This is a genomic window from Halonotius pteroides, assembly GCF_003605635.1.
Lineage (GTDB): Archaea > Halobacteriota > Halobacteria > Halobacteriales > Haloferacaceae > Halonotius > Halonotius pteroides.
Genome location: NZ_QMDW01000009.1, coordinates 60,167 through 86,752 on the forward strand (window position 1 = coordinate 60,167; position 26,586 = coordinate 86,752).

The window sequence follows — 26,586 nt, forward strand, 5'->3', positions numbered from 1 at the left end:
CGTTTAGTCGGGGACGACAAGTGTTGAGCTAATGACCGCGACGATCCCGGTTGCCGTCCCCAGAAAAGGCCGGCCGCTGGAGGCGGTGCTCGAACGCATCGCTGCCGTAGCCGATGTCGACGCCCTCGCAGACAGCATCATCTCCACGCTGCGCTACGAGAAGGCCCTCACCAAAGGCACGAAAACGGCCGACGCGGGCCCCTACGAACGGTTGGCCGACTACAGCGAGACAGATTCCCCCCACACCCCGGAGTATACGCTGCTGCGTGACGACCGAGAGGGGTTCCCCCGGCGAGTGGTTTTCGATAGCCTCACCGTCGCACTCGATGGGATCGACCTTCGGCTGATCGGCCGCGAGGAGCCGTTTCGGGCGCTGCGAACCCATGAGTTCGCTCTCGGCTTCGACAGCGCGGATCTGGTGCTCGAAGAGGTCGTCGAACTCCGGAAAGCGGGTGTTGGCTCACTTGCTGAGATCAACGCACGCATCGATCCACATGACACCGATGTCGCCGTCGTCACCGGCCTCGGCGATACTGTCTATCATACGCTGTTGGCAACACCCGGAGTCATCGGCGGGACGGCAACACTTGACCGTGAGTTTGTTGCCGACTACGAGGGGCCGCTGTGCATCTCGCCGCGGTACGAACGCCTCGTTGAGGCTGTTCTTGGAACGCGAGCGACCGATGGTGTCGAGTTCGTCTATCCGAGCGACGCCGCCGAGGAGGAAGCCGCGATCACAGAGGCCGGCCTTGGGGTCTACCTAACGGTCACCGGGTCGACAGCCAGAGAGCACGGCCTCGTGCTCGGCGAGCACCTGTTCCCGAGTGAAACGGTGCTGATGGAAAACACGGTTGAGGCCGACAGCGAGGCCGATGCGATCAAAACACTGCTCACCGAGCCCGCTACCGAGACCGCCTTACAGGTCGGGTAACTACTGTTCCGGCGTCGTTTTCGCGTGCGTGTTGGCCTGTTGTCGCCGAACGATACCGATATTGTTGGCGACACGTTTGGTCATCGCTTGGAACGCGGTTGCTGTCTCGCCATCCGATCGGACGATCGGCTCGCCGCCGTCGCCGCCGGCTCGGATCGCCGGATCGAGTGGGATCGCCCCAAGGAAGGGGAGATTTTCCTCGTCGGCAAACTCCTTGCCGCCGCCGCTGCCGAAGATATCGTGACTGCCGCCACAGTCAGGACACCGGAACGACGACATGTTTTCGACGATCCCCAACACCGGCGTTTCGTGCTCGCCGAACATGCGTAACCCCTTGACGGCGTCGTCAATCGCCACCTCCTGTGGTGTCGTGACGATCACAGCCCCCGTTAGTGGCAGCGTTTGAAGAACTGTGAGCTGTGTATCACCCGTTCCCGGCGGCAGGTCGACGACGAGATAATCAAGCTGGCCCCATTCGACATCCTCGACCAGTTGGGTCAGCATCTTGTGTACCATCGGCCCACGCCAGATCACCGGATCATCGGGGCCGACAAGGAAATCCATGCTCATCAGCTTGAGGCCGTACTGCTCGGGGGGGATCAGCGTCTTGTCGTCGGTTGCCTCCGGGGCGTCCTCGCTGTCAACCATGCGGGGGACATTCGGCCCGTAGATATCGGTATCGAACAGCCCGACTCTCGCGCCGCGCTTGGCGAGGCCAGCAGCGAGGTTCACCGAGACCGTTGATTTCCCGACACCGCCCTTCCCGGAGGCGACAGCGATGATATTTTGAATATTGGGGAGTACCTCCTCGTCGGTGTGGAGCCCCGGCGGCATCGCCGCGGTCAACTCGATCTCGCGGTCGATGTCGGCAACGGCGGCCCGCACCCTGTCGGCGATCTGTGATTCATTGGGGGCATACGGGGCACCGAGCGCAAGCGAGAGCCGGATCGTCTCGGCGTCAACGTCGATCGCGTTGACCAAGCCAAGCGAGATGATATCGTCGTCGAGATCCGGATCCTCGACGCTCGACAGCCGCGACCGCACCTCATCGGGGTTCATACTGATAGGTCGGCGAGTCCGTTGAATAAGGGTTTGGTACCGGGTGTGGCCTCAGTCCGCGCTCCCGCCGTCGATCAGCGTCCCCGGCGCGTCGCCGGCCAGAAACGCGCCAACAGCGTCAGGGCCGAAGATACGCGCTGGCCGTGCCAACGCGAGTAACTCCTCAACCTTGCCGGCCATCCCACCGCTCACATCGGTTGAGTCGCTGTCGCCTAACGCGGCAGCAACCGACTCGAAGTCGGTGATCGAGTCGATCACGTCGCCCTCGCTGTCAAGGACGCCCGGAACCGTCGAACAGAGCCCAACCCGTGCGGCATCAAGCCGCTCGGCCAGACCTGTCACGAGTTCGTCGCCGCTGAGCACTGTGACCCCCTCCCCAGCGTGGGCGATCACATCGCCGTGCAGCACGGGCACAAAGCCCTCAGCGCGGAGGCCCCCAACAGCAGCCGTCGGCAACGACACCGCCGCGTCGTCGTCACGAGCGACTGCTGACAGGGGATGGACGGGAACAGCCGCCACGCCGGCGGCGTGTAAGCGGTCGACGACGACACCGTTCAGCCGTTTCATCGCGCTGTGGATCGCTGTTACTGCCGCCGGATCATGTGTTCCTTCGGTCGTCGAGACACCGTGTTCGGACGCATGGACGTGCCCGAAGCTGCCGCCGCCGTGAACGATGAGTAGGTTTGCTTCGTTGCTCTCGTGATTGATCGCCGCGGACTCGGCGATCGCTTCGACCGCCGCCGCGAGCGCGTCGTTGTCGACTGTTTCGGGCGTCTCCTTGTCGGTGATGACGCTCCCACCGAGTTTGAGAATCGTTAGGTTATCGCTCCCGCTTGTGTCGCTCATTATTCGTCCTCCACGCGAACGCCGTCGGTGGCGAGCTCGGCGCGAAACGCCTGCTCACAGCCCGGCGTATACTGCAGACTCGTCTGGGTTTCAGTGGTTGCATCGAGGGCGACGATACAGCCACCACCGCCCGCGCCGGTCAGCTTTGCCCCATCCGCGCCGGCCTCACGGGCGGCCCAGACCATCGTATCCAGCGACCGCGAGGAGACACCGAGTGCCGACAGCAGCCCGTGGTTGATATCCATTAGCTCGCCGAGTTCACCGATCAGCTCCGCGCTGGGGTCGCTGTCGGGGTCGGCCGCCGACAGCAACGACTCGCCTTCCCTGACAATGTCGCCGATGGCGTCGACCGTATCGGCCGCAAACCCATAGCGGTCGCGCAGCGAGCGCACGCCGGCGACGAGTTGGCCGGTGTCACCCGCGCCGCCATCGAAGCCGACGACGAAGGGGAGTTCCGGCGTCTCAAGCCGGCTGCAGTCGTCGCCCTCGACGCGGACAGCTCCCCCCATCGCCGAACAGAACGTGTCGGCTCGGGAGGCTTGGCCGTCCTGGACATCGTACTCTGCTTGGTAGGCGCGGTTCGCAAGCTCACGGCGGTCAAGTGGCTCGCCCAGCGCGCGGGTTGCGGCGTCGATGCCGGCGACGACGACGGCGGCCGAGGAGCCAAGCCCCGCCCCAAGTGGGATCTCGCTGTCGACGGCAATATCGAAGCCGGCGGCCGGCGCGTCGGCGGCCTCCCGAGCCTGTTCGACGGCGGCATCAACGTAGCCGGTTGCGGCTTCGATCAGCGGCTTCGGCACGTCTACATCGGGGCCGCTGGCCGGCGAGTCGGCGTACTCAACGGCAAACCCATTCAGCGTGAGATCCTGGGCCTCGACGCGGACGTGACCGTCGTCGCGCGGTTCGACCGTGACAGTCGCGCGTTTCTCGATGGCACAGGGGACGGCTGGCTCGCCGTAGACAACGGCGTGTTCGCCAAAGAGATACACCTTCCCTGGCGCGCTGACGACGGTCATCGGATAGCCCCGTCGTCGCCCGCTCGCTCGTGTGTTGGGATCGAATTGTCCATCTATCTGTCCGTACGATAGCGTAGGTTTTTATATGGTTGCATGGTAACAGCAGGGTGTGAACGTCAACCACACCGTGGTTGACACTCACGTGTTTGGGGTGTGGCCCTCGCCCTCCTCAAGCGGGAACGGGGAATGCACGCTACGTCCGCACAGGTGTGCGGACACTAGTTCTCACTATTCGGGACGAGTAACGTAGCCCCCGGCCCGCGTCTCAACTGGATCCTCGCGGCATTCATTACGGTTTTGACCGTCTCAGTCGCTATCATCAGGCTAACAACCGCGCCATCCTGTACAACAAGGGCTCACGTTTGCCCGTCGGCTTGACCCTGATCGAAGCGTCGCTTACGCTTATCTCGGCGGCGACGGTCATGTTGGTGCGGTGGTATCCTCGAAGCACTCTTCGCTACCCTGTAGCGCGTCGTAGCGGTTGGGAATCGATGGCGAGGCGACGACACCACCGAGATCCGTTCGGTTGTCGCCAACCAGTGGGATCCGGGTATAGCGTATAACGAATCCGGTCAAGGTTGTCATCGACTGACCGCCCTGCCGATAGGGCGACGATGTTAGTCTGGAGTGTCGATATAGAGCCCATAGCGGTACAGCTGGTCGTTGTACCACAGCAGCCTGCCGTTCAGGCTTTCGTCGGTGGTCGCCACGCCGAGAGCCGCAAGCACCGCCTCGAAGGCCGCTGACAGCGGCGTCGACTCCGAATGCTCGCCGCCGAGCGTGCGATCTAACAGTTCACGGGCTGCCGTCGACAGCGAGGCATCGTCAACCTCGGCGTCGATCTCGGCGGCAAACACCACCTCGCGGAACGCAGCCTTGCTGTCGGCAACAGGGATCGCTCGCGTCGTGTACTCCGTCTCGCTGATCGAGTCGGTGCTGACGGAGACACGGTACGAAAACCCGCCGTCCTCGGTCATCGAGACGATCTGCCCATCGAGCTCACCGGTCGCCACCTCGCTTTCGCGCTCTGCTGGTCGCCGGAGAACATAGGCATCCCCTCGGAGCAGCTCGGCCGATGCCCCCGTGCCGTCGGTTGTGCTGTTGGTGTGGAGGATTTTGAGCGCCCGCGCACTCGGCCGATCGAGGCTGTCGACGTGGATCGCCGCCTTGCCGCTCTCGTCGCTCCCGCCGACAGCATCGTCGTCGAGCTTTTCTACCCGAACCAGCGTTCGATCCATCTCCTGCCGACCGGTGATCGCCGTCTTGATCTGGGAATACCGGCCTTTGCCGGCGACGTAGCCATCCTCCGGCAGCGGCGTGTAGCCGTAGGTTCTGTGTGTGTCCTCGGGGATGATCGCGGCCAGCGCGGCGCGGGCCGGGTCGCCGAACAACGGATCGTCGCTCGGCTCATACAGCGCGTGTTCGGTCGGGCTGGCCGCAACTGTGTCGATGCTGAGCGTGTATTCGGTTGACTGGTCGCTATTGCCGAATCCCTCGCTCGTACAGCCGGCAAGCCCGGCTATCAGCGTCGGTGCAGCCGTCTGGAGAAGTCGGCGTCGACTCGGGGACATACCCGGAGCTTTGGCCGAACAGACTTGCGAGTATCGAAGCCGACCACAAGCAAAATTGAACGGTAAAACCAGCTTACAGTGCGTCCTCGAAGTCTTCGAGCTCGTAGAGCGTGCCGGCGTTGCGTCGGTCGAGCGTCTCGTTGGCAAGCAGCCAGTAGACAACGCTCAGCGCGCGGCGACCCTTGTTGTTGGTCGGGACAACGAGGTCAACATTGCTGACCTGATTGTTGGAGTCACACATCGCAATCACCGGGATGCCGACGGTGATCGCCTCTTTGACCGCCTGGGCGTCGCCGATCGGGTCAGTGACCACAACGACATCGGGCTCGATGTAGCCCGCGTAGTCGGGGTTGGTCAGCGTCCCGGGGATGAATCGCCCGGTGCGGGCGCGTGCACCGATAGCGTCGGCGAACTTCTCGGCTGGGAACCGACCGTACTGCCGCGAGGAGGTCACGAGGATCTGCTCGGGGTCGTAGTTTTCGAGGAAATCAGCCGCCGTCCGGATGCGGCTGTCGGTCTGGCTCACATCGAGCACATAGAGCCCATCGTCACGGACACGGTGGATGAACCGCTCCATGTCGTTGGTCTTCTGTTGGGTACCGATGTGGACACCCGCGCCGAGGTAGTCCTCAACGGGGATGAGCAGGTCAGCCTCGTCATCCGGCATCACGTCGTCGTCGAACGGGGTGGCGTCCGCTTCCTCCTCAGCCTCGGCCTCGCCGCTGACATCAGCGTCGTCGGCCCCCTCGGTTGCTTCGGCCTCCTCGGCGGCCTCGCTGGCGGCGTCGGTGGCGTCCGGTTCATCATCGACAGGCGCGTCGTCCGCGTCGGCTGCGGCGTCGTCCTGTTCTTCGAGTTCTGTGTTGTTATCGCTCATACTGCGTCGTCCGCGATTCGGATCAGTTCGTTTAGCTTGGCGGTGCGTTCGCCGGCAACGGTGCCGGTCTTGATGTAGTCGGCGTCGGTGGCCACTGCGAGGTGGGCGATCGTCGTATCCTCAGTTTCACCCGACCGGTGGGAGATGATCGTCTCGTAGCCGTTCTCGACGGCCAGCTCGATCGCATCGAAGGTATCCGACAGCGAGCCGATCTGGTTGGGCTTGATCAGGATGCTGTTGGCCGCGTTGGCGTCGATGCCGTCCTGCAGCCGTGAGACGTTGGTGACAAAGAGGTCATCACCACAGATCAGCGTCTGGTCGCCGACCTGCTCGGTCAGCTCGGCGAAGGCCTCGTAGTCGTTTTCGTCGAGTGGATCCTCGACGTAGGCGAGGTCGTACTCCTCGACGAGATCAGCGACGTACTCGATCTGTTCGTCGGTTGATTTCTCGCCGTCGCTGTACTGGTAGGCGCCGTTTTCGTACATCTCCGCGGCGGCCATATCGAGGCCGAACTTGATCTCGAAGCCAACTTCATCGGCGACCTGTGAGACCGCCTCGTCGACGATTTCGAAGGCTTCCTCGTCGTCGATCGGTGGGGCCCACGCGCCCTCGTCGCCTTTGCCCGCACCGATGTCGCGCTCATCGAAGATGTCGCCGATCGCCGCGTGGACGGCGGCGTTGGCGAAGACGGCCTCCTCGACGCTCGGCGCGCCGACGGGAGCCGAGAGGAACTCCTGGATGTCGGTGGCGTCTTTGGCGTGTTCGCCGCCGCCGACAACGTTGCCCAGTGGGATCGGGAAGTTGTCGCCGCGGAACGCGCCGCCGAGATGCTGGTATAGTGGTGCGCCTAGCGTGTCCGCGCCGGCCTTGGCGGCGGCCATCGAGATGGCGACCGCGCTGTTGGCACCGATCTCCGAGAAGTCGTCGGTGCCATCGGCGGCCCGTAGTGCGTTGTCGACCGCGCGTTGGTCGCCCGCGTAGACGGTGTCGACCAGCCGTGGCACCGCGTGTTCGCGGGCGTTGGCGATGGCTTCCTGTGCCGGGAGTTCGATCGCCTCGAACTCACCGGTTGAGGCACCCGAGGGTGCTGCAGCGCGGCCGAAGCCACCGGCGTCGGTGAGGACATCTGCTTCAACCGTGGCGTTGCCACGGGAGTCCAGTACGCGTCGGAGTGAAACGGAGCTGATTCGTGTCATTGGTCTCGGTTGATCGTAAACGGCAGGACGCCCGCGTCGTACTCCTCGGCGGCGATGAGGATCGGTTCGCTCTGGTCAGTGTCGACGAGCACCGGGGCCCCATAGGAGATCTGCAGCGACCGCGCGCCGAGAATGCGGGCCTTCTCGTAGCGGTTGTAGTGGGTTGTCATTGATATGGGGCAACGACGTCGACGAGGTCGGTGTGCGATACCATCATGCGCCGACAGCAGTGGCGGGTGATCCCCAGGTCGTCGAGTACCTCCGCGGGGTCTTCATCGCCCTCGCCGGCGCGTGCCTCGAATGCCTCGTAGTGTTCACCGATGACCGTGCCACAGGTGAAACACCGGACTGGGATCATCATACTAGATCACCTCAGCGGTAGGACTTCTGGTAGCGGGCCCGTGCACCCGGGCCGCCCCACTTTTTCTTCTCGGATTGCCGAACATCGTTGACCAAAAGCGAGCGATCAAACTCGCGGTAGGCCTCACGCAGTTCGGCGTCGTTGTGATGCTGGACGAGCCCGCGAGCGAGAGCGGTGCGGACGGCGTCGGCCTGACCGCTGAAGCCGCCGCCCTCGACGGTCACATCGATGTCGACGCTGTCTCGCAGCTCGTCGTCGGCGATACGGAACGGTTCGAGCATCTTGAGCTGTGCCATCTCCGGCTCAACCAGCTCGACGGGCTGGGAGTTGATCCGGACACGACCCTCACCGTCGCTTACCGTTGCGCGAGCGATGGCCGTCTTCTTCTTACCTGATGTGTTGGTTACCATGTAACGTTTGCCCCCAGTTTCTCTGAGATCTCGCCAAGCGAGATGAACTTGATATTCGAGAGCCGATCCAGTGAGGTGCCGTCAAGCACCTCGCCCTCGGCGTCGTAGGGGTTGCCGAGGTAGACGCGGACGTTCTCGAAGGCCTCCCGGCCGTGATCCTGCTTGTACGGCACCATCCCACGGATCGACCGCTTGAAGATGCGATCCGGTCGTTTCGGATAGTGCGGCCCGCTGTCGGAGCCGATCTCGGCGCGTTTCCGGTAGGTCTCCATCGTCGACTCCGGATTGCCGGTGATGACGGCGTTTTCGGCGTTGACGACGGCGACGCGGTCACCATCGAGGGCCTGTTGGGCGACCTCGCTGGCGACGCGGCCAAGGATGCAGTCTTTGGCGTCGACGACAACGTCGACGTCGAATTTGGCCGCGCTCATCGAACCACCCGGACGTTACTGCCCTCGGGATTGCTGTCGAGGGCTTCTTCGAGTGTCACCGCGTCGCCGACCTGCCCGATCTTGCGGCGGGCGGTCGAAGAGAAGTCGACGGCGGCGATCGTGACGCTTGTTTCGAGCACACCACTGCCCAGCACCTTGCCGGGGACAACAACGGTCTCGTCTTCCCGGGCGTATCGTTCGATACGGCCAAGGTTGACTTCCGCGTGGGTGCGCCGTGGCTTTGCGAGACGGTCGGCGATATCGCGCCAGACACCGGCGTCTGACTCGCCTGCAACCGTCCGTAGCTCGGCGATGAGACTCTGTAGTCTCGGATTCGTTTTGCTGCTCATGAATACTGCTCCTGAGAGAAATCGGAGTGCAGGGAGCAGGATTTGAACCTGCGGACCCCTATGGGACAGCGCCCTGAACGCTGCGCCGTTGGCCTGACTTGGCTATCCCTGCACGCACTCTGAGATACCGCACACCACGGCTTACCTGTTTCGATCCCACGCCGGTCTGTCATCGACCGACGGCCACGGCTCGACGGCCACAAGGCTGTGCGGCCAGGGTGGCGAGCGCGTGAGTGGATCGGGTGTGTCGTCATATGCGGTGAATGCAGTCTAAGCGGTGACTGCGTCGTGTAGTTCGTCCGCGCGGTCGCCGAGCGATTCGGCGGCGCGGAGCACCAGTTCCTCGACATCGAAGGAGCCGTCGGTCTCAACGTGGAACACGTAGGCTCCGGGCACGTCTTCGACGGTCAGCTCCGTGCCGGGATACTTGTTGGTGAGGTCGTGATCGAACGCCTTGGTGAGGACAACCTCGCCCTCGTCGGTTTCGATCGCCCCACGCAGAATCTCCGGCTCCTGTTCGTCGAACTCGCCGATGTCGTCGCCAACGGTGACCGACTGGAGGTGGCGGAAGCCGACAGCCACGCCGCCCTGCTGTTTGGCGTGTTCTTTGCCGGTATCCAACACCGCGTCGGCCTCGAATTCGAGGCTGTGACCCTCTTTGAGCTCGACGATCGGGATATTCTCGTCAGCCGGCTGTACCAGCGCGTCACTGGATTCGATATCGCCGGAGTACGCTGTCGCCGGCCCCTCGACATCCAGGGCAACGGTGACGGTGTCGCCGATCTCGAAGTCGTCTAACGGCGTTGTCAACGGCACCAGCCCCAGTCGGAGGCCGATCATCTCGTCGAACATGACCGAGGAGTTCTCCGTGAACCGAACGGAATCGATGGCAAACGTCGGCACATCGGCGATCATCGACCGGCGGAAGCCGTTGGCTAACGCCGGTGTGAGCCCGCGAACAACGAAGCGGGCCTGCCGATCGTCGCGTTCGATGATCTGAACGTCGAATTGGCCTGACATACTAGAGTCGCTTGTTTTTCGGCGCGCGTGTCCCGTCGTGTGGGATCGGGGTTACGTCCTCGATGCGGCCGATCTCGATGCCGGCCCGGGCCAGCGCGCGGATCGTCGCCTGCGCGCCGGGGCCGGGGGATTTGTTGCCGTTCCCGCCGGGGCCGCGCACGCGAACGTGAACGCCCTCGATGCCCGCAGCCTTCGCCTTCTCGGCGACGACCTCGGCCATCTGCATGGCGGCGTACGGCGACGCTTCGTCGCGGTTCTGTTTGACCACAGTACCACCGGACGATTTGGCGAGGGTCTCCGCGCCGGTCTGGTCGGTGATCGTGATCAGCGTGTTGTTAAACGAGGAGAACACGTGGGCGATGCCCCACTTCTCATCTTGTGATTCACTCATTGGTTACTCCTGGGCCTCCGCCCGGGCTGGGTGCAGATCGTCTGCAAGCGGACTGGTCTCATCGTAGCTGATCGCCGACTCCTCGGCGACCTCGACGGTGCGGGACGGTGTCGTCGCCCGCGCGCCGTCGACGGTAATGTGGCCGTGAGAGATGAACTGCCGGGCCTGCTGTGGGGTGCTGGCCAAGCCATCCCGGTAGACGACCGTCTGGAGTCGTCGTTCGAGGATGTCGGTGACCTCAAGCGACAGAATGTCGGTGATCGTGTCGTTATCGGTGAGGATGCCGTAACGGCGGAGCTTGGCGAGGAACTCGCTGCCGGCTTCGGCGGCGGCCTCGGTGTCTCCCTGGGCCTCACCGATGAGGCGACGGGCTTCCCGTCGGATCGATCGAAGCTCCGACTGGGCGCGCCAGAGCTCTTCTTTGTTTGTCAGGCCGTAGCGGCCGACAAGGCCGCTCTCCTCGGCGATCCGTTCACCCTGGTAGGGGTGGTTCGGTGTCTCGTAGCCGACGGTGTTTTGACCGGTTGTCATTCGGCGTCACCCCCGGCAGCCGCCTCTTCGTCGGCGGCCGCGTCTTCGGCTTGCTCCTCTTTGATCCGCTCGACGTTGACACCGATCGTCCCTTCGGTACGACCGGTAGATTTGGTGCGCTGGCCGCGAACCTTCTGGCCGCGCTTGTGACGGATCCCTTTGTATGAGTCGATCATCTGCATGCGGTTGATATCCTGTCGACGCTGCTCTTCGAGATCACTACCTACAATGTGGGTGGACTCGCCGGTAAAGAAGTCGTCTTGCCGGTTGACCATCCACTCCGGGAGGTGTGAGTCGAGGTTTTCGACGACCTCGACAACGCTGTCGATCTCGTCGTCCTCAAGCAGGCCGAAGGTGGCTGTACGGTCGATACCGGCCGCCTCGGTCACGATGCGTGCCGTACGCTGGCCGATACCTTTCATGTCTGTGAGACTGCGTTCGACGCTCTTCGTGCCGTCGAGATCGGTCTGGCCGATCCGGACGAAGTACCGGAGGTCGTCATCGTCCTCCGCCGTCGAACCGTCTTCGGTGTCTTCTGCACTCATAGCTAGTTTAGTTGTGCGAGCGTTGCGGCGGGGATTCGAACCCCGGAGGCAGTGACGCCACAGAGTTAGCAACCCTGCGCCTTGGGCCAAGCTTGGCTACCGCAACCCGCGGTTGTCGGTCATATTGTCGCCCATCACGGACTCGGGGCCGGTCGCCCCTGCAGTACTACGAGTAGTCGAAGCCCTGTCGGTTACTTAAGGGTCACGGATAGTCGGAGGCATGCGGTGGTGTCGCATGGCTGTCAGCGACCGAGAAAACCGGATTCATTTTATCACCCCATCGAAACACTGGGATATGACCGACCACAGCGACGACCCCGAGGTGCCGATCATCTGTGAGGAGTGCGGCACGGAGACGACGGTGCCGCTGTCAAAGCTTGAAACGCAACTCGACCGACACAATGAAAATCGCCACGATGGCGAGGCGCACGCGAGCGTCGATCCGACGCTCAAATCCCAACTGCAGGATCTTGTCGCCGAGGATCTCGGGCTGTTTGAGTAGCCCTCAGCTTACAGAATCTGTTTTGTCGCGTTCTCGGCGTTGAACGTCCGGTTGTGGACAGCGACTCCCGAGTCAGTATCGAAGAGGTGGATCGAATCCGGCGGGAAGGTGGCGGTAACCTCATCGCCGGCCGAGATATCTCGAAGGCCGCTGACAGTCGCGGTGAACGTCACCGGGTCGTCGACGCTGCGGTCGAAGGTGAGGTGGATCGTGTTCTCGTCGCCCCGTGGCTCGACGACATCAACCGTTACCTCGAACTGATAGTTGTCGCTGAGCCCGCCGGGCTCCTTGATCCGGATATCCTCCGGCCGGATACCGAAAACGACGTTTGATCTGTTCCTGATGGCATCCTGTTGGGCCGGCTTGAGCGGGTACTCAAAGCGGTCGATGACGAGTGTTTCGCCGTCGACGGCCATCTCGAAGAAGTTCATCGAGGGGTCGCCGATGAAGCCCGCAACGAAGCGGTTGTTTGGTGTGTGGTAACACTCAAGCGGCGTGCCGACCTGCTGGAGCACCCCGTCGTTGAGGATGGCGATCCGGTCGCCCATCGTCATTGCCTCTGTCTGGTCGTGGGTGACGTAGACGGTCGTCACATCGAGGTTATCCTGAATCCGCTGGAGCTCCGTCCGCATCGTCGCCCGGAGCTTAGCGTCGAGGTTGCTCAGCGGCTCGTCCATGAGGAATGCTTCGGGCGCACGCACGATGGCCCGCCCGAGAGCGACGCGTTGCTGCTGGCCGCCGGAGAGATCGCTCGGCTTGCGATCCAACAGCTCCTCGATCTCCATGAGATCAGCGGTGTCAGCGACCGTCGATTCGATCTCGTCGTCGCTCATCTCGGTTGACTCCTCCAGCCCGAAGCTCATGTTTTCCCGGACGGTCATATGCGGGTACAGCGCGTAGGACTGAAACACCATGGCGATGTCCCGCCCGGCGGGCGGCTTCTCGTTGATGCGCCCGCCGGCAAGCCGGATCTCGCCGGTTGTGATCGTCTCCAGTCCTGCGATCATCCGCAACGTCGTCGATTTCCCACAGCCGGAGGGGCCGACCAACACGAGGAACTCGCCGTCCTCGATGTCGATCGAGACCTCGTCGACCGCGGTGATCTCGTTGCCGTCGTCTTCGGTGAATACCTTCGTTACGTCGTCGAGTGTTAGCTCTGCCATTGATGAGTTCCTCCTGTGAGTTCAGTGAACATACTATGCGGCGACCCCCTTGGCGAACTTGTCGCCGAAGAAGATGTACACCAACAGCGTCGGCAACGCCGCCAGCAACGCCGCGGCCATCCGCAGCGGAAAGTTCGTCCCCGACTGGGAGACGCCGATCCCGACCAGTTCCTGCGTGACGACCGCCGCATCGCCGAACTGGACGATGGTCAGCGCGAACAGCAGGTCGTTCCAGATCTGGGTGAACTGGTAGATGAACACAACAGCGAACATCGGGATCGACAGCGGCAGGATGATCCGCCGGTAGATCGTCGCGATTGAGGCACCGTCGAGCTGGGCGGCTTCGACCATCTCGTCGGAGAGTTTCTTGTAGTGGGCGCGGAACAGCAGCGTACAGATCGGCAGCCCGTAGGCCGTGTGGGTGATAATCAACGCCAGCAGCTTCCAGTGGTACGTCTCGACCAGCGGCAACGCCGCCAGCGGTTCGAACATCGACCGCAGCGGGACGATATTGTACCAAAACTGCGTCAGCGGTACCAACACCGCCTGGTAGGGGATGAAGATCCCTGCAACAAACAGGATGTAGATGCCGATCTGCCCGCGCCAACTGATCGTCGTCAACCCGAAGGCGGCCATACTGCCGAGCAGCCCCGAGAGAATCGTCGCCGGGACGACGAGGATGACGCTGTTAACAAGCCCCTGGCCGAGTCCGTCGAGGGCTCCGCGCCACGGTTCCAGCGAGAACGCTCCCGTTCCCGAAACCAGCGGCTCCAGCGGCGGGAGGTACGGCAGGTTCCCGGAGTAGGTTCCCGGGCTGATGATCGATGTCATCAGTCCGGTTTCGATCGGGATGAGATAGAACGCCCCCATCCCGAGAAGAACGAGATACAGGATGAGCCGCCGCAGCGAGTGGCCAAACAGGGTGCGTTCGCCTGCGCGACCCGTTTCGGTGCTCATAGCTCACCCCGCTGGTACTGCGTGTAGATGTATGGGGCGACGATGGCGAGTGCCATAATGAACAGCAGCACCGCGATCGCCGAGCCGTAGGCCCAGTTGCCGTTGGCGTAGGCCTCCCGAACCATCCGTGTGGCGAGGATATCCGCCGACGGCCCCGGCTGGTAGCCGCCATACATCGAAAACAGGAAGTCGAAGGCCTTCAGGGAGAACACCGTCAACACGACGAGCGCGCTCACCGTAGCCGTCCTGAGTTGGGGGATAATCACGCGCCAGTACATCCGAATCGTGCTCGCGCCGTCAACCCGGGCGGCCTCGAAATGGCTTGTCGGAATTGCCCGTAAGCCGGCCAGATAGACGATCATCGCATAGCCGCTGAACTGCCAGATCAGCGCGAAGGCGACCGCCGCCAACTTCAGGTCGGGGTTCTGGACGATCTCGATCGGGCCAACGCCAACCGCCCCGAGAATGAGGTTCACGAGGCCGGTTTCGACGTTGTACATGTAGAGCCAGAACTTCGCCGTCACGACAAACGAGAGGCTCATCGGCAGCAGGTAGATCGTCCGGAACGTGTTCTCAAAGCGGATCTCCTGGTCGACAAGGATCGCCATCACCAGCCCAACGGCCAGACAGACCACAGAAAACGACACCATCAGCACAACCGTGTTCCAAGCCGCATTCCAGACCGGATCAACGGTTAACGACGACCACGAGGGCGTCCCGCCGGTGAAGGCGATAACGTAGTTTTCGATATCAAGCGCGCTGTAATCGGGCGAGCCGAGCCCCTGGAAGTCGGTCAACGAGAGGACGATATTCCAGATGATCGCCCCGTAGATGAACAACCCGATCAACAGAAACGGCGGGAGCCAAAACGGGGCCGATCGCACCGAATCACGGTCGAGAATCGATCCTGCTTCCGTGGCGGTGCCGCCGTCGGCGCGTACCTCACGGTGGGCTGCGAGGCGTTGTCTGAGTATGGTAAGTGGATTGCGCATAGTGCGGGGATTGGAGCCTCCCGATCAGTTGAACGCGTTGATCAGCGCCTCTGCTGTGGCGGCGGCGTCGTAATCCTCAAGGAAGCCACTGAACGCGCTGCTGATGTTGGTGGCGACGCCGGGGGAGACAGCCAGGCCATGTTGGACTGACGGCGGCTGGTTGTCGGCGCTGTTGAAGTCCTCGAACTGATCCTGCTGGAAGGTGTTCAGTGAGGACACGTCAGCGTCGCTCCGCGGCGGGATCGAGCCCTTCTCGGCGTTAAACAGGACTTGTCCCTCCGCGCTGCCACAGTAGCTGAGGAACTGCTTTGTCGCCTCCGGTGAGGGGTTGTTGGCGAGATACGGGAAGGAGTCCATGTTGAGGAGATAGCTCCCACTCGTCCCGGGGTAGGTGACCTGCCCCCAGTCGTCGCCGTAGCTGAAGTCGTCAGCATTGCTGTAGGCTCCGGCGGCCCAGTCGCCTTGGTGGATGAACGCGGCGTCGCCGTCCATCACCATCGTGTTGGCCTCGGTGAAGCTGATCGACGAGGAGTCACTCGGGTAGTACTCGCTGAGATCGACGACCGACTGGAGGGCGCTCTCGACGGCCCCGGTGTCGCCGTTACCGCCGGTGAACGCCTCATAGCCGTCGATGCCAGCCTGACCAAGGAGGATCGTCTCCCACAGTTGGACGGTCGACCACGACCCGCTGGTCTGTTGGGCGAAGGGCACCGCATCGGTTTCGGCGGCGATCGTTTCACAGGCGTCGACAACATCGCTTGGCGACGAGAGGCTTTCGGGATCGACCCCGGCCTCCTCAAGGACGGCCGTGTTGTAAAACAGATTGTTGATCCGGTGGATGTTTAGCGGGACGGTGACGTAGGTGCCGTTGTACTGGGCTTGCTCCTGTGGCCCCGCCAGATAGTTCTCCTTGAGATCGTCGTCCCACACATCGTCCTCGATGTCCTCGTAGGCACCGTCAAACTTGGCGAGGGTGTTGCCGGGCCACGTCTGGAACGTACTCGGCGGATCGTTGGCCTGCAGTTTGTTGAGCACGACCTGATCGAGATTGCTGCGGGCCGCGCCGTCGACGGGCTCCTCGGCGAACTCAACATCGGGGTGTTCCTCCTGGAACCCTTCGATGAGGGCCGCGATCGCGGCGTTGCCGTCGCCGGACGACCACGCGTGAAGTAATTCGAGCTCGTTGCCGCCGCCGCTACCATCGCTGCCACCACCGCCACCACTACAGCCGGCCAACCCAGCGACAGCGGCAGCGCTGGTGGTCGTGAGGACGGTACGGCGTGACACATTGGGTTCGTGTTCAGACATTTGGTATCATTCCTCTGGGGGGATCGTGCTGCCGGTAGGCTGCCCGGACTACCATCACGCACGAATCCACAGATCGTCATGAAACACTAAGAAGCATTAACAATTATGTAGAATATAATTTATATAGTGTTTTAAAACCGGATACTGTACACGATTTGTAAACTGGTTCTGATTGCATCTTCTGCAGTATTTGCTACAGAGTACGAGTGGTACAACAGTCTAATCAGCAATATCGCCAACGTGATTCGGCGCAAATCGAACGTTCAGTAAACTGACCACGACGGCTATGTGAGTGTACTAGCGATGGCGGGAAGTTATCGACGAACGCTGACGAGCAGCCAGCCGATGTAGCTGAAGGCCACCAACACCGCCGCGATCGATCCCCAAACGATTCCACCGAACAGGAGGCTGCCGACCATCAGTCGGACACCTCCGAGGCTGCCGTGCCGTCCTCAGTCGCCGCCTCAGCCCCGGGCGGATCGAACGATCGGATCTCCGTGGTTAATGACTCAAAGGCGAAGCCGTCGCCACCGAGGACGGATGCAATAGCCGTCACAGCCGTCGAAACGGCGGTTGCCCCGAGAAATGCCGGGAGGAACGCCGGTTCGGGGAGCACCCCGGCGATTCCGGGAATCGTCGCGACCAGCCCGCGAAGCATCGGGAAGTAGGCGAAGCCGACGACGAGGCCGGCAAGACTCGCCACCAGCGCGCCCGCCTCGGTAAGATCACGGGAAAACAACCCCCAGATCAGCGGAACGAACACAGCGGCCGCAAGCAGGTCGGCCGTCAGGAACAACCGGAGAACGCTGTACTGTTGGGCCCCGATGATGACCGCTCCAAGCGCGACGAGCGCGGTGAGACCACGACCCGTCAGGCGAAGCGAACGGTCGTCTTCGACGTCGATAATCCGGGCGAGATCGACGGTGATGAGACTCGAGATCGCGTTGAGCATCGTGTCGGCCGAACTCATCACCAGTAGGACGACCAGCATGACGACGACGAAGGCGATCACGTCAGGCAGGGCCTCCGTGACAACGAGAAAGAACGCGACGCTGTTGGTTTCCGGGGTAGTGAGCCCTAACCCAGCAGCAGCGACGCCGAACAGCCCGGCTAACAGCACCATCGGAATCACGGTCAGAGCGGCGACGCTGAACGACCGCGAGAGCGTCGACTCACCATCGGCTGCATACACGCGCTGCCAGATCCCCTGATTCAGCATGTTGGCGCCGAGCACCGCAAAGACGACGTACAGGCCAAACTCAAGGCCGGGCCGGAAGCCCGGATCGAGCAGCGTCGGATCGGTTGCCATCGCCGTCTGATAGAGGTCGCCGGTGCCACCGAGCGAGACGACGGCCGCGGCGAAGCCAACCGCCAACAGCGGGAGGATCACGAGCGTCTGAACCGTATCGGTAAAAATGCTGGCGACGAGGCCGCCGTAGGCCGTATACACCAACACGAACGCGCCGACAACCGTGGCGGTCTGCCACGCTGGAACGCCGGCGATCAGCTCAAGTGCGCCCGCGATCCCGGTCATCTCCGCGGCAAGGAAGATGAACATGTAGAACACCGAGACGATGAGGACGAAGCCGTACATCACGGGGCCGAAGCGGACGAGCACGAACTCCGTCAGCGAGTGTCCCGTCGGCATCAACTCCCGAATCCGTTTGCCGACCGGGACAAACAACAGCAACGGAACCGCACTCCCGATGGCGTAGCCGAAGACGGCGGTGACGCCGCCGAACGCCGCACCTGCCTCCGCGGGACTAAACAGGATCCACGCGCCCATCGTTGAGGCGATCAGCGTCGCGGTCGTCATCCCCGTCCCCGTGGAGCTGCGTGCGGTCAGCAGATCCTCAACGCTACCGACGCGCCCGCGGGAGTACCACAGGCCGGCGACAGTAAACACCGCCAGCGTGGCGACTGTCAGGCCGAGGCCGAGACTGGTTGCAACCATGCTATGCGCCCTCCAGGGACTCGATTCGAACTCCGTAGTGTCGAGACATTCAGTTCAGTCGAGGTGTGCCGACCGCGACCTATATAATTGACGAATATAACCACTGAATAACTCGCTGCTGTAGGGTGACACGATGGTCGCGAGGCGACGGTGGGGCAGTTATGAGATCGAAACCCGAAGGCCGTCGCGAGCGACGTGTACCGTGCCGTCGAAGGACTCAGCAACGGCCGCACACATCGCCTCGTGGCTGCCCTCGGTGTGTGGGTAAAAATGGGTCAGATAGAGGTGGTCGACATCGCTGTCGGCGAAGGCCTCACCGAGTCGACTCGGCGTCGGGTGGCCGTCAACATCGACCGAATCCGGGAACGAGCAGTCGTGGGCGACAACCCGGCAGCCCGCAACGAACCGTGCCATCCCGGCGAAGGCTTCGGTATCGCTCGAAAACGCGAAGGCTGCGTCGCTTTCGACATCGACCGCGAACCGGTAGGCCAGCCCATCGATCGAGTGCCGTGTCTCCTGGCTCTCGACGCTGAACCCGCCGACGGTAACGGTCTCGCCGGCAACAATCTCCCGCACCTGGAGGTCGACCCGACCATCGAGATAGTCATGGACAGACAGAAGCGCATCAAGGAGGCCTTTGGTTCCGATCGGGCCGACAACTTCGAGATGTTCCTCGCCGGCGAGCCACCGCGCTTTGAGCAGCGGGAGCAGGTCGGCAACGTGATCCAGATGGAGATGCGTCAGCAGGACGGTACTCACGCCCTCGTAGCCGGCATTGGTCGCGGCAAGGCGGTGAAGGACGCCGCTGCCGCAGTCGACTAACAGCCGGCGGTCGTCGTGGGTCACCAACAGACCGGTTTGCACGCGGTCGCCGGTCGGCATCGCACTGCCCGTTCCGAGAAATGTGACCTCCATACCCGGAGCCTGTGGGGCGGCGTGGAAAGCGATTGCGTCACGCTGTCAGTTGTGGCTGTGAGTCCGATCCGCACAACGGACTTAGGGGTGCACGCGCAATCATGATTACTAATGGTACGCTCTGGGCGGGATCGACTCTGTGACGCCGACATCGACGTTCACTTTGATCCCGAGACCGTCGCTATCGCCGACGAGGACGTACTCTCCTTGCTTGAACCTACCGTCGCCGACTGGTGGGTCGACCAGTTTGGCGAATACGTCGACGGCAACGGCGGCTTTTTTACCCCGCCACAGCGCGGTGCGATTCCCCACATTCACGACGAGCAAAACGCCTTGATCTGTGCGCCGACCGGCTCGGGCAAGACACTGGCCTCGTTTGCGGCGATCATCAACGAACTCTTTGCCCGCGAGCAGGCCAGCCCGGACGGTCTCGACAACTCGGTGTACTGTCTCTACATCTCGCCGCTGAAATCGCTCGCCAACGACATCCACCGGAATCTCACCGTCCCGCTTGAGGGGATCGCCGACCGGCTGGCCGACGACGGCGTCGACACCGACATCCGGCATGCGATCCGCCACGGCGACACCGACAGCAGCGACCGCCAGGCCATGCTGGAGACAACGCCGCACATCCTCAACACGACGCCGGAGACGCTGGCGATCCTGCTCAACAGCCCGAAATTCAAACAGAAGCTCGAAACCGTCGAGTACGTCATCGTCGACGAGATTCACAGCCTCGCCGAAAACAAACGCGGCACGCATCTCGCGGTCTCGCTGGAACGGCTCGAAGCGATGGCCGAGACCTCGCCGACCCGCATCGGCTGTTCGGCGACGGTCGAACCACTGTCGACGGTCGGCGAGTTTCTCGTCGGCCGAAAGGAGCCGGGCGGCGACCCCCGCGAGTACGAACTCGTCGACAGCCGCTTTGTGCGGGAGTTCGATATCGAACTGGAGTGTCCGACTGACGATCTGATCAACACGCCCAGAGAGATCGTCCAAGGGCAGTTTTACGACCGTCTGCACGAACTCATCGGCGACAATGATCAGACGCTCGTCTTTACCAACACCCGGTCGGGCGCCGAGCGCGTTCTCCAGACGCTGCGCGAGCGGTTTCCCGCCGAATACGATGACGACAACTCCGGCTGTCATCACGGCAGTCTCTCAAAAGAACGGCGAAAGGCGATCGAGTCCGGGCTCAAAGCCGGCGATCTTGACGTAGTGACGACCTCGACGAGCCTCGAACTCGGGATCGACATGCCACACCTCGATATGGTCGTGCAGGTCGGCTCGCCGAAATCCGTCGCCGCTCTACTCCAGCGGATCGGCCGGGCTGGCCACCAGCTCGGCGAAACCGTCGCTGGCCGGGTGATCGCACTCGACCGCGACGAACTCATCGAGTGTGCAGTCATGTTGCAAAAGGCCGAGGAGGGGTTCGTCGACCGCGTCTTTATTCCCGACAACGCCGCCGATGTCGCCTCTCAGCACGTTTACGGGATGGCGATCAACGCCGTGCGGCCAGAGCGGGAGATCAAATCGATTCTTCGGCGTGCATATCCCTATCGCAACTTCGATAACACCGAGTGGGAGCGACTGCTGCGGTATCTCACCGCCGACTACGCCGGCCTCGAATCGAAGGATGTGTACGCCAAAATCTGGCGGGACACCAACGACGCGCCCGATGGCGACCACCACCACGAGGCGTTCCCGGTCGGTGAGCCGCTGATCGGCAAGCGAGGTCGACTCGCGCGGGTGATCTATATGACCAACATCGGGACGATCCCCGATTCGTTTAGCTGTGACGTGCTCACCCGACAGGGCGACGAGTGGGTCGGCAGCCTTGACGAAAACTATCTCGATACGCTTGAACCGGGCGACGTGTTCGTTCTCGGTGGCTCAAACTACGAGTACAGCTACCGGCGGGGCTCGAAGGTCTACGTCGACCCGACGAGCGCGCGGCCGACCGTTCCCTCATGGTTTTCCGAACGGCTGCCGCTGTCGTACGATCTGGGCCGCGAGATCGTCGATTTTCAGGGTGACCTGTGTGAGCGATTCGGATCCGGCGGCGTCGCTGGCTGCCGAGAGTGGCTTCGGGAGTTCCACATCGATGAAAACGCGGTGCGGGCGATCAGCCGGCTGTTTGCCGAACAGTTGCAGTACCTCGGCCCCGATGCCGTGAGTACGCCCGACCGGATCGTCGTCGAAGAGGAGTTAGATCGCGCCGAGTACCAGCGACGGTTCTACGTCCACTCGAACTACGGCCGGCAGTTCAACGACGGCCTCTCGCGGCTGGTCGCCTACCACTGCGCCCAGCAGGCAACCGCGAACGTTCAGGTTGCCGTCGCCGACAACGGGTTTTCGGTGCAGATGCCGCTCAACCGCAAGGTCGATATCGCCGGCATCATCCGCGATCTTGACCCCGGTAGTGTGACGACTGACCTACGGGACTCACTCGACGGCACCGACCTCCTCCAGCGGTATTTCCGCATCAATGCGACCCGGTCGCTGATGATCCTCAAACGGTACAAGGGCTATGAGAAATCCGCGGCTCAACAACAGGTCTCCAGTGAGATGCTGCTGTCGTTCGCGCAGGATCTCGACGCCTTTGCGGTGATCGAGGAAACCTATCGGGAGATCATGGAGGACACACTCAACGTGAGCGGGATTCGAGAGGTACTAGAGCGCGTCGACCGCGGCGAGATCGATGTCGTTGCCCACGAGGTTGACTCACCGAGTCCGCGCGCGTTCGGGCTGGCGACGCTAATGGCCAGCGACGTGGTGCTCGCCGAGGACGAAAGCGCGGTGCTACAGGAGTTTCACGAACGCGTGTTAGAGTCAATCGACGAAACATCACAGTCGGCGGCTGAGGCGCTTGAAAACGACTGATACGGCACCAAGCTGGGCCAAGTGGTCAGCGATAGTGTGACGCCTGTCGGTGAGATGCCCTGCTATGTCTCCGTTGTGACCTGTACGACCTGTTTGCCGATGTTGTCGCCAGAAAAGAGGCCAAGAAACGCATCAGGAGCGTTTGAAAGCCCCTCAACAATCGTCTCGCGATGGCTGAGATCGCCGCTGGCTACCCACTCACTGAGCTGTTCAGTTGCAACCCCAAACCGGTTGGCAAAGTCGCCGACCAACAACCCCTGAACGGTCGCTCGTGGTGCGATCAGCTGTGGCAGCTTCCGCGGGCCTGTGGGTACTGTTTCATCATTATAGTGTGCTATCTGCCCACATACAGCGACACGTGCATCCAGATTCAGTTGGGTGAAGACCGCATCGGTAATCGGGCCACCAACATTGTCAAAGTAGACATCAACACCCCCGGGTGCAGCATCGGCCAGTGCGGCCTGATACTCGTCGGTTGATTTGTAGTTGATCGCCGCATCAAAGCCAAGTTCCTCGGTAAGCCACGTTGTTTTCTCATCGGTGCCGGCAAAGCCGACGACGCGACAGCCGTTGAGTTTTGCGATTTGCCCCACAACAGAGCCGACAGCCCCGGCTGCCCCCGAAACCACGACCGTCTCACCAGGCGATGGGTCGCCGACCTCAAGCAGCCCGAAGTACGCCGTCCGACCCGGCATTCCAAGCACACCAAGATACGCCTCTGGGGCCGCAACAGACGGGTCAACAGCGGTCACATCGGCAGCGTCCATGACACTGTACTCCGCCCACGTGCCTTCGCCTGTAACAAGATCGCCGGTGTCGTATGCGTCGCTTTCAGCCTCAACTACCTCGCCAACGATACCACCGTTGAGTGGCTCACCAACCGCCCACGGCTCAGCGTATGACTCCGAGTCACTCATTCGCCCACGCATGTAGGGGTCGACCGAGAGGTACCATGTTTGCACCAGCAGCTCGCCCGCGGTTAGGGCAGCCGTCTCCGTTTCCTCAAGCTCAAAACAGTCCATACTGGGTTCGCCAGCCGGTCGTTTCGCAAGCACCCATTCGCGGTTTGTGTACATCCGATCGATCGATACTCGGGTTGTCCTGATAGTGTTGTCGATTACTCACTAAACCGGTTGGGTGTTTTTATTATACAGTCACCGGATCACGATGGCACCGTCTCCGTGAGCGGTTCAACTCGGCTCTCCACACAGCAACCGGCTTGAAAACCCGGCTACAGACGGTGCTTCAGTGCGTTTCACAGCACAGGGTATACCACATCACGAACCACAGCTACCCACATAAACGAGGCCTGAATGATCGACTAGCTAGCTCATGTCGCTCCGTCAGCCACCCGTCTTGCGGACGGTTTAATAGCCGCGACGTGTTGCATCGGCCTGTGAACCCCCCGCAGAACCCGCTCGATGAGCTTCAGATCCCCGACGGGACGACCGTCGAGGAACACGATGTCGTCACCGACGGCGACATCCTCATCGGAAGTAATAGCACCGTCGATTTCGGGCTGCGGGGTCGAACGATCGCTGCGGGTGAACGGGTCGAATTTGGCCGACAGATCGAGGCCGACGGCGACTGCCGGCTTGATATGTGGTGTGAAACCGACGGCAGCGTGCTGGCCGGTGAGGACGCCTACATCGGCGAGCGCGTCGAGATCAACGGCCAACTGCTCGTCTCTGGCGATCTCGATATCGGCGACGACGTAACCATCGAGGAGGGATTTGAGGCCAACGGCTGGATCGTCACCCGAAATCCAGTGCCTGTTCTCGTCTTCTATTTCATTGTCCTCTCGCAGTTTCTCCGAGTGGGCGATACCGACAAAGCCGACGAGTTCGCGTCCGCGCTGGCCGGCGAGGGCATCGAGGAGCGATCACCGCTTGTCGTCCCCCGCGGAGCCGAGATCTCCGACGATGCGTGGCGCGTCTCGACACCGGCTCAGATCGGTGACAACTGTCGCCTCCACGGCAACATCCGCGCCGAATCAATCGTCATCGGCGAGCAGACAACTGTTTTCGGCAGCCTGCGCGCTCGCGATGACATCGAGGTTGGCGACGGAACGGTCGTCATCGGCGATGTGACGACCCGCGGCGGAACCATTACCCTTGCCGCTGGCTCACATATCCGCGGCGACGTGGCCTGTGAGGATCTCGTCGTCAACGAGGGGGCGGACGTCGATGGGACGCTCCGGGCTCGCGGCGAGATGAAGCTAATCCGCCAAGCTGAGGCTGCTGCGAGGGAGGGCGACGCAAGCGACGCGGAAACACCCCCGGACAGTGACGCTGTTGACGACGGTGATTCAGCGGTCGCCGACACCGAAAACCCGGAGCCAGCTGACACAGCTGAGGATTCCGGGCTGAGGATGTCGTACACAACCGGCAACGACGCAGCCGAGGCAGATGCGGTCGACGACGACGCTACCGAAACAGCGGACACCGACGAGCAGCCCACTGATCCGGTCGGTGCCGCCTACACCGTCGGTAGCAGTGATGCGGTCGACAGCGAATCGGCCCTCAAGACCGGCGACAGACGATCCGGCTCCGACAGCAAAACAGCGAACAGGGTCGGGTCTCACTACCTCGCTGGCGACGGTGACGCCGCTGATGCCGCGTCTTCATCTGAGACAGACGCTGACAGCAACAACGGAATCAATACAGCCAACGACAGCGACGATAACGCGGTCACTATCACCGATGCCGAGAGCGACGATATCGAACTCAAAACCAACAACGATGACGACCCCGATTCGACTACGGATTCCTAACCCGCAGCTACTCGACTGACTGCTGGCGGGCTTGTTCAAACACTTGCTCGTGAAGCGTCGTCGTCACCTCATCGGCCAGTGTTTTGAGGTTGATCGCATCCTCGCGATTGTAGGAGATCAGCGTGTCGAGGGCACCATCGACACCGGATTCGTGTTCGCGCCACAGCCGGACGGCGTCCCGTCCCGAGATGTCGGGGCGGTCGCGCTCAACCCCGATATCGCGTTCGACCTGTTTGAGTCCACCGTCGAGCCCGACGGTTTTGCAGGGGTACATCAGATCGAGATGCGGGACGTCGACATCGACGCCGAAGGCGGTCTCCAGAAACGGTTGGTCGAACCGAATCCCGTTGAAGCTGACCAGTAGGCTGGCATCGTCAACCATCGTCTGTACGCGGTCGGCCGTGAGGTCGTCGCCGCGGACGAGCGTCGTCGTCTCGCCGGCCTGATGGTAGCTGACGGTTGTGACGATATCGCGGTGTTCGTCCAACCCAGTCGTCTCGATATCGAAGAAACAGGCGTTAGTTCGAAAGTTCTCGTAGAGTCGCCATCGCTCGCTGCTGGGGAACGTCTGATCGAAGAACGTGGGGTTCTCGGCGGCGAGGTGATCCCGCGCCGTGTCGATGAACGATTCGATCTTCTCGGCGGTCGTCGGGCCGACCAGCGAGGGATCGAAGCAGTCCCAGTCGGTCGCGCCGTTGGCCCAGAGCTTGCGCTCGGTCTTTTCGCCGACCCCGCCAACCGGGATGAAGCTGTTCTCGATTCGCACACATAGAGCCGGGCGACGGGTGTAGTTTAATTCTCCGGCTCGACGCGGATCACGACAGCTAAGCCGCCGCAGCCACAAGTCATGCCATGTGCGGCCGGTACACCCTGCATGCGTCGCCGGAACGCCTCGCCGAGCGGTTCGGTGTCGCGGTTCCCGACTCGTTCGAACCGCGATACAACTGTTCGCCCGGACAGGAGTTGCCGGTCATCACGAGTGACGATCCTGACCACCTCCAGCGGTTTACCTGGGGGTTGACGCCGTCGTGGGCCGATGAAAAACAGGGGCTGATCAACGCTCGATCCGAGACCGTCCGTCAAAAGCGAAGCTTCGCCGATGCCTACGAATCGCGCCGTTGTCTCGTGCCGGCCGACGGCTTTTATGAGTGGGCAGACCTCGGCGACGGCAAGGAGCCGTACCGCGTCGCCTTCGAGGACGACCGCCCGTTTGCGATGGCCGGACTGTGGGAACGTTGGGAGCCACCGACCCAGCAACTCGGGCTTGAGTCCTTCGGTGGTGGCGATGCCGCCGCCGACCCTGAACCACTGGAGACGTTTACCGTGATTACGACGGAGCCGAACGACCTCGTGTCGGAGCTACACCACCGGATGGCTGTCGTGCTCGCACCCGATGAAGAAGAGACATGGCTCGACGGCGATCCCGATGCAGCCAGCGAGCTACTCGACCCGTATCCCGACGACGAGTTGGAGTATTTCTGCGTTTCCCAGCGTGTCAACAGCCCCGCGAACGACGATTCAGAGTTGATCGAACCGGTGACAGCGGGGTCTGGTGGCAGTGACGACCCAGCGTAGGGATAATACTTTGACTCTACGAGGCGTAT

General features: G+C 62.2%; 29 protein-coding genes and 2 tRNA genes. 5 read left to right on the forward strand and 26 right to left on the reverse strand.

The annotated features are described in order from the left end of the window. Positions 1-31: 31 nt before the first annotated feature. Entirely contained in the window at positions 32-931 is a 900-nt protein-coding gene (locus DP106_RS07995; protein ID WP_120084567.1) for a hypothetical protein, read from the forward strand. On the opposite strand, the gene DP106_RS08000 is transcribed toward DP106_RS07995, so the two are convergent. The 18 genes from DP106_RS08000 to DP106_RS08080 all read right to left on the reverse strand — a co-directional run bounded on the left by DP106_RS08000 (position 932) and on the right by DP106_RS08080 (position 11,641). Continuing rightward, positions 932-1,990 (reverse strand): Mrp/NBP35 family ATP-binding protein, encoded by a 1,059-nt coding sequence (locus tag DP106_RS08000; protein WP_120084568.1) that lies wholly within the window; start codon positions 1,988-1,990, stop codon positions 932-934. Between the two features lie 51 nt (positions 1,991-2,041). After that, the gene (locus DP106_RS08005) at positions 2,042-2,836 is read right to left on the reverse strand and encodes an isopentenyl phosphate kinase (protein WP_120084569.1); all 795 of its coding nucleotides are present in this window, start codon (positions 2,834-2,836) and stop codon (positions 2,042-2,044) included. After that, a complete protein-coding gene (gene mvk, locus DP106_RS08010; protein ID WP_120084571.1) occupies positions 2,836-3,852 on the reverse strand; it encodes a mevalonate kinase in 1,017 nt (338 codons plus the stop codon). The genes DP106_RS08005 and mvk overlap by 1 nt, the downstream gene beginning before the upstream one ends. Positions 3,853-4,272: 420 nt before the next feature. Then, a complete protein-coding gene (locus DP106_RS15820) occupies positions 4,273-4,437 on the reverse strand; it encodes a hypothetical protein (protein ID WP_165857849.1) in 165 nt (54 codons plus the stop codon). A gap of 32 nt (positions 4,438-4,469) precedes the next feature. Further along, complete coding sequence (locus DP106_RS08015; protein ID WP_120084572.1) at positions 4,470-5,423, reverse strand: hypothetical protein; 954 nt, start codon at positions 5,421-5,423, stop codon at positions 4,470-4,472. 73 nt (positions 5,424-5,496) lie between these two features. After that, positions 5,497-6,300, reverse strand: coding sequence for a 30S ribosomal protein S2 (gene rpsB, locus DP106_RS08020; protein WP_120084573.1), 804 nt, complete (start codon positions 6,298-6,300; stop codon positions 5,497-5,499). Then, the gene (eno, locus tag DP106_RS08025) at positions 6,297-7,496 is read right to left on the reverse strand and encodes a phosphopyruvate hydratase (protein ID WP_120084575.1); all 1,200 of its coding nucleotides are present in this window, start codon (positions 7,494-7,496) and stop codon (positions 6,297-6,299) included. Before eno ends, rpsB begins: the two co-directional genes overlap by 4 nt. Then, positions 7,493-7,666 carry a DNA-directed RNA polymerase subunit K gene (locus DP106_RS08030; RefSeq protein ID WP_120084577.1) on the reverse strand — a complete coding sequence of 58 codons (174 nt, stop codon included), beginning with the start codon at positions 7,664-7,666 and terminating at the stop codon, positions 7,493-7,495. The genes eno and DP106_RS08030 overlap by 4 nt, the downstream gene beginning before the upstream one ends. Further along, positions 7,663-7,857, reverse strand: a complete 195-nt coding sequence (locus tag DP106_RS08035; protein WP_120084578.1) for a DNA-directed RNA polymerase subunit N — start codon at positions 7,855-7,857, stop codon at positions 7,663-7,665. The genes DP106_RS08030 and DP106_RS08035 overlap by 4 nt, the downstream gene beginning before the upstream one ends. An 11-nt stretch (positions 7,858-7,868) precedes the next feature. Then, positions 7,869-8,267 carry a 30S ribosomal protein S9 gene (locus tag DP106_RS08040; RefSeq protein WP_120084580.1) on the reverse strand — a complete coding sequence of 133 codons (399 nt, stop codon included), beginning with the start codon at positions 8,265-8,267 and terminating at the stop codon, positions 7,869-7,871. Continuing rightward, entirely contained in the window at positions 8,261-8,698 is a 438-nt protein-coding gene (locus tag DP106_RS08045) for a 50S ribosomal protein L13 (protein ID WP_120084581.1), read from the reverse strand. The genes DP106_RS08040 and DP106_RS08045 overlap by 7 nt, the downstream gene beginning before the upstream one ends. Then, positions 8,695-9,048, reverse strand: a complete 354-nt coding sequence (locus DP106_RS08050; protein ID WP_120084582.1) for a 50S ribosomal protein L18e — start codon at positions 9,046-9,048, stop codon at positions 8,695-8,697. The genes DP106_RS08045 and DP106_RS08050 overlap by 4 nt, the downstream gene beginning before the upstream one ends. A gap of 27 nt (positions 9,049-9,075) precedes the next feature. Further along, positions 9,076-9,160 (reverse strand) — tRNA-Leu (locus tag DP106_RS08055). A gap of 158 nt (positions 9,161-9,318) precedes the next feature. Continuing rightward, positions 9,319-10,068, reverse strand: a complete 750-nt coding sequence (locus DP106_RS08060) for a DNA-directed RNA polymerase subunit D (protein ID WP_120084584.1) — start codon at positions 10,066-10,068, stop codon at positions 9,319-9,321. A gap of 1 nt (position 10,069) precedes the next feature. Then, complete coding sequence (locus DP106_RS08065) at positions 10,070-10,459, reverse strand: 30S ribosomal protein S11 (RefSeq protein ID WP_120084585.1); 390 nt, start codon at positions 10,457-10,459, stop codon at positions 10,070-10,072. A gap of 3 nt (positions 10,460-10,462) precedes the next feature. Further along, positions 10,463-10,990: a 30S ribosomal protein S4 gene (locus tag DP106_RS08070; protein ID WP_120084586.1), complete on the reverse strand. Its 528-nt coding sequence runs from the start codon at positions 10,988-10,990 to the stop codon at positions 10,463-10,465. After that, positions 10,987-11,535: a 30S ribosomal protein S13 gene (locus DP106_RS08075; protein ID WP_120084587.1), complete on the reverse strand. Its 549-nt coding sequence runs from the start codon at positions 11,533-11,535 to the stop codon at positions 10,987-10,989. The genes DP106_RS08070 and DP106_RS08075 overlap by 4 nt, the downstream gene beginning before the upstream one ends. A 20-nt stretch (positions 11,536-11,555) precedes the next feature. After that, positions 11,556-11,641 (reverse strand) — tRNA-Ser (locus DP106_RS08080). Between the two features lie 129 nt (positions 11,642-11,770). On the opposite strand from DP106_RS08080, the gene DP106_RS08085 reads away from it, so the two are divergent. Next, positions 11,771-12,037, forward strand: a complete 267-nt coding sequence (locus DP106_RS08085) for a hypothetical protein (RefSeq protein WP_394343453.1) — start codon at positions 11,771-11,773, stop codon at positions 12,035-12,037. Between the two features lie 8 nt (positions 12,038-12,045). On the opposite strand, the gene DP106_RS08090 is transcribed toward DP106_RS08085, so the two are convergent. The 6 genes from DP106_RS08090 to DP106_RS08115 form a co-directional block, all read right to left on the reverse strand. Beyond that, entirely contained in the window at positions 12,046-13,200 is a 1,155-nt protein-coding gene (locus tag DP106_RS08090) for an ABC transporter ATP-binding protein (RefSeq protein ID WP_120084588.1), read from the reverse strand. A 33-nt stretch (positions 13,201-13,233) separates the two neighbouring features. Further along, a complete protein-coding gene (locus tag DP106_RS08095) occupies positions 13,234-14,157 on the reverse strand; it encodes a carbohydrate ABC transporter permease (RefSeq protein WP_120084590.1) in 924 nt (307 codons plus the stop codon). Then, on the reverse strand, positions 14,154-15,149 hold the full coding sequence (locus DP106_RS08100) for a carbohydrate ABC transporter permease (RefSeq protein ID WP_120084591.1): 996 nt from the start codon (positions 15,147-15,149) through the stop codon (positions 14,154-14,156). Before DP106_RS08100 ends, DP106_RS08095 begins: the two co-directional genes overlap by 4 nt. Positions 15,150-15,173: 24 nt before the next feature. Continuing rightward, complete coding sequence (locus tag DP106_RS08105) at positions 15,174-16,436, reverse strand: ABC transporter substrate-binding protein (protein WP_321167546.1); 1,263 nt, start codon at positions 16,434-16,436, stop codon at positions 15,174-15,176. A gap of 439 nt (positions 16,437-16,875) precedes the next feature. After that, positions 16,876-18,411 (reverse strand): sodium:solute symporter family transporter, encoded by a 1,536-nt coding sequence (locus tag DP106_RS08110; RefSeq protein WP_120084593.1) that lies wholly within the window; start codon positions 18,409-18,411, stop codon positions 16,876-16,878. A gap of 159 nt (positions 18,412-18,570) precedes the next feature. Continuing rightward, positions 18,571-19,326 (reverse strand): MBL fold metallo-hydrolase, encoded by a 756-nt coding sequence (locus DP106_RS08115; RefSeq protein WP_120084595.1) that lies wholly within the window; start codon positions 19,324-19,326, stop codon positions 18,571-18,573. Between the two features lie 111 nt (positions 19,327-19,437). Here DP106_RS08115 and DP106_RS08120 point away from each other — a divergent pair, with 111 nt between their 5' ends. Next, the gene (locus DP106_RS08120; protein WP_120084596.1) at positions 19,438-22,209 is read left to right on the forward strand and encodes an ATP-dependent helicase; all 2,772 of its coding nucleotides are present in this window, start codon (positions 19,438-19,440) and stop codon (positions 22,207-22,209) included. A 62-nt stretch (positions 22,210-22,271) separates the two neighbouring features. On the opposite strand, the gene DP106_RS08125 is transcribed toward DP106_RS08120, so the two are convergent. After that, positions 22,272-23,285, reverse strand: coding sequence for an NADP-dependent oxidoreductase (locus tag DP106_RS08125; protein WP_120084598.1), 1,014 nt, complete (start codon positions 23,283-23,285; stop codon positions 22,272-22,274). 320 nt (positions 23,286-23,605) lie between these two features. Between DP106_RS08125 and DP106_RS08130 the strand changes: the two genes are divergently transcribed. Then, the gene (locus tag DP106_RS08130) at positions 23,606-24,982 is read left to right on the forward strand and encodes a polymer-forming cytoskeletal protein (RefSeq protein ID WP_120084599.1); all 1,377 of its coding nucleotides are present in this window, start codon (positions 23,606-23,608) and stop codon (positions 24,980-24,982) included. Positions 24,983-24,989: 7 nt separating this feature from the next. Here DP106_RS08130 and DP106_RS08135 read toward each other — a convergent pair whose 3' ends face one another. Beyond that, positions 24,990-25,748: a ribonuclease H-like domain-containing protein gene (locus DP106_RS08135; RefSeq protein WP_120084601.1), complete on the reverse strand. Its 759-nt coding sequence runs from the start codon at positions 25,746-25,748 to the stop codon at positions 24,990-24,992. Positions 25,749-25,834: 86 nt separating this feature from the next. Here DP106_RS08135 and DP106_RS08140 point away from each other — a divergent pair, with 86 nt between their 5' ends. Beyond that, the gene (locus tag DP106_RS08140) at positions 25,835-26,557 is read left to right on the forward strand and encodes an SOS response-associated peptidase (RefSeq protein ID WP_120084603.1); all 723 of its coding nucleotides are present in this window, start codon (positions 25,835-25,837) and stop codon (positions 26,555-26,557) included. Positions 26,558-26,586 lie beyond the last annotated feature (29 nt).

Coding starts and splice junctions, on each gene's coding strand:
- DP106_RS07995 (WP_120084567.1), top strand. CDS start 32: ATGACCGCGACGATCCCGGTTGCCGTCCCCAGAAAAGGCCGGCCGCTG.
- DP106_RS08000 (WP_120084568.1), bottom strand. CDS start 1,990: ATGAACCCCGATGAGGTGCGGTCGCGGCTGTCGAGCGTCGAGGATCCG.
- DP106_RS08005 (WP_120084569.1), bottom strand. CDS start 2,836: ATGAGCGACACAAGCGGGAGCGATAACCTAACGATTCTCAAACTCGGT.
- mvk (WP_120084571.1), bottom strand. CDS start 3,852: ATGACCGTCGTCAGCGCGCCAGGGAAGGTGTATCTCTTTGGCGAACAC.
- DP106_RS15820 (WP_165857849.1), bottom strand. CDS start 4,437: ATGACAACCTTGACCGGATTCGTTATACGCTATACCCGGATCCCACTG.
- DP106_RS08015 (WP_120084572.1), bottom strand. CDS start 5,423: ATGTCCCCGAGTCGACGCCGACTTCTCCAGACGGCTGCACCGACGCTG.
- rpsB (WP_120084573.1), bottom strand. CDS start 6,300: ATGAGCGATAACAACACAGAACTCGAAGAACAGGACGACGCCGCAGCC.
- eno (WP_120084575.1), bottom strand. CDS start 7,496: ATGACACGAATCAGCTCCGTTTCACTCCGACGCGTACTGGACTCCCGT.
- DP106_RS08030 (WP_120084577.1), bottom strand. CDS start 7,666: ATGACAACCCACTACAACCGCTACGAGAAGGCCCGCATTCTCGGCGCG.
- DP106_RS08035 (WP_120084578.1), bottom strand. CDS start 7,857: ATGATGATCCCAGTCCGGTGTTTCACCTGTGGCACGGTCATCGGTGAA.
- DP106_RS08040 (WP_120084580.1), bottom strand. CDS start 8,267: ATGGTAACCAACACATCAGGTAAGAAGAAGACGGCCATCGCTCGCGCA.
- DP106_RS08045 (WP_120084581.1), bottom strand. CDS start 8,698: ATGAGCGCGGCCAAATTCGACGTCGACGTTGTCGTCGACGCCAAAGAC.
- DP106_RS08050 (WP_120084582.1), bottom strand. CDS start 9,048: ATGAGCAGCAAAACGAATCCGAGACTACAGAGTCTCATCGCCGAGCTA.
- DP106_RS08060 (WP_120084584.1), bottom strand. CDS start 10,068: ATGTCAGGCCAATTCGACGTTCAGATCATCGAACGCGACGATCGGCAG.
- DP106_RS08065 (WP_120084585.1), bottom strand. CDS start 10,459: ATGAGTGAATCACAAGATGAGAAGTGGGGCATCGCCCACGTGTTCTCC.
- DP106_RS08070 (WP_120084586.1), bottom strand. CDS start 10,990: ATGACAACCGGTCAAAACACCGTCGGCTACGAGACACCGAACCACCCC.
- DP106_RS08075 (WP_120084587.1), bottom strand. CDS start 11,535: ATGAGTGCAGAAGACACCGAAGACGGTTCGACGGCGGAGGACGATGAC.
- DP106_RS08085 (WP_394343453.1), top strand. CDS start 11,771: ATGGCTGTCAGCGACCGAGAAAACCGGATTCATTTTATCACCCCATCG.
- DP106_RS08090 (WP_120084588.1), bottom strand. CDS start 13,200: ATGGCAGAGCTAACACTCGACGACGTAACGAAGGTATTCACCGAAGAC.
- DP106_RS08095 (WP_120084590.1), bottom strand. CDS start 14,157: ATGAGCACCGAAACGGGTCGCGCAGGCGAACGCACCCTGTTTGGCCAC.
- DP106_RS08100 (WP_120084591.1), bottom strand. CDS start 15,149: ATGCGCAATCCACTTACCATACTCAGACAACGCCTCGCAGCCCACCGT.
- DP106_RS08110 (WP_120084593.1), bottom strand. CDS start 18,411: ATGGTTGCAACCAGTCTCGGCCTCGGCCTGACAGTCGCCACGCTGGCG.
- DP106_RS08115 (WP_120084595.1), bottom strand. CDS start 19,326: ATGGAGGTCACATTTCTCGGAACGGGCAGTGCGATGCCGACCGGCGAC.
- DP106_RS08120 (WP_120084596.1), top strand. CDS start 19,438: ATGGTACGCTCTGGGCGGGATCGACTCTGTGACGCCGACATCGACGTT.
- DP106_RS08125 (WP_120084598.1), bottom strand. CDS start 23,285: ATGTACACAAACCGCGAATGGGTGCTTGCGAAACGACCGGCTGGCGAA.
- DP106_RS08140 (WP_120084603.1), top strand. CDS start 25,835: ATGTGCGGCCGGTACACCCTGCATGCGTCGCCGGAACGCCTCGCCGAG.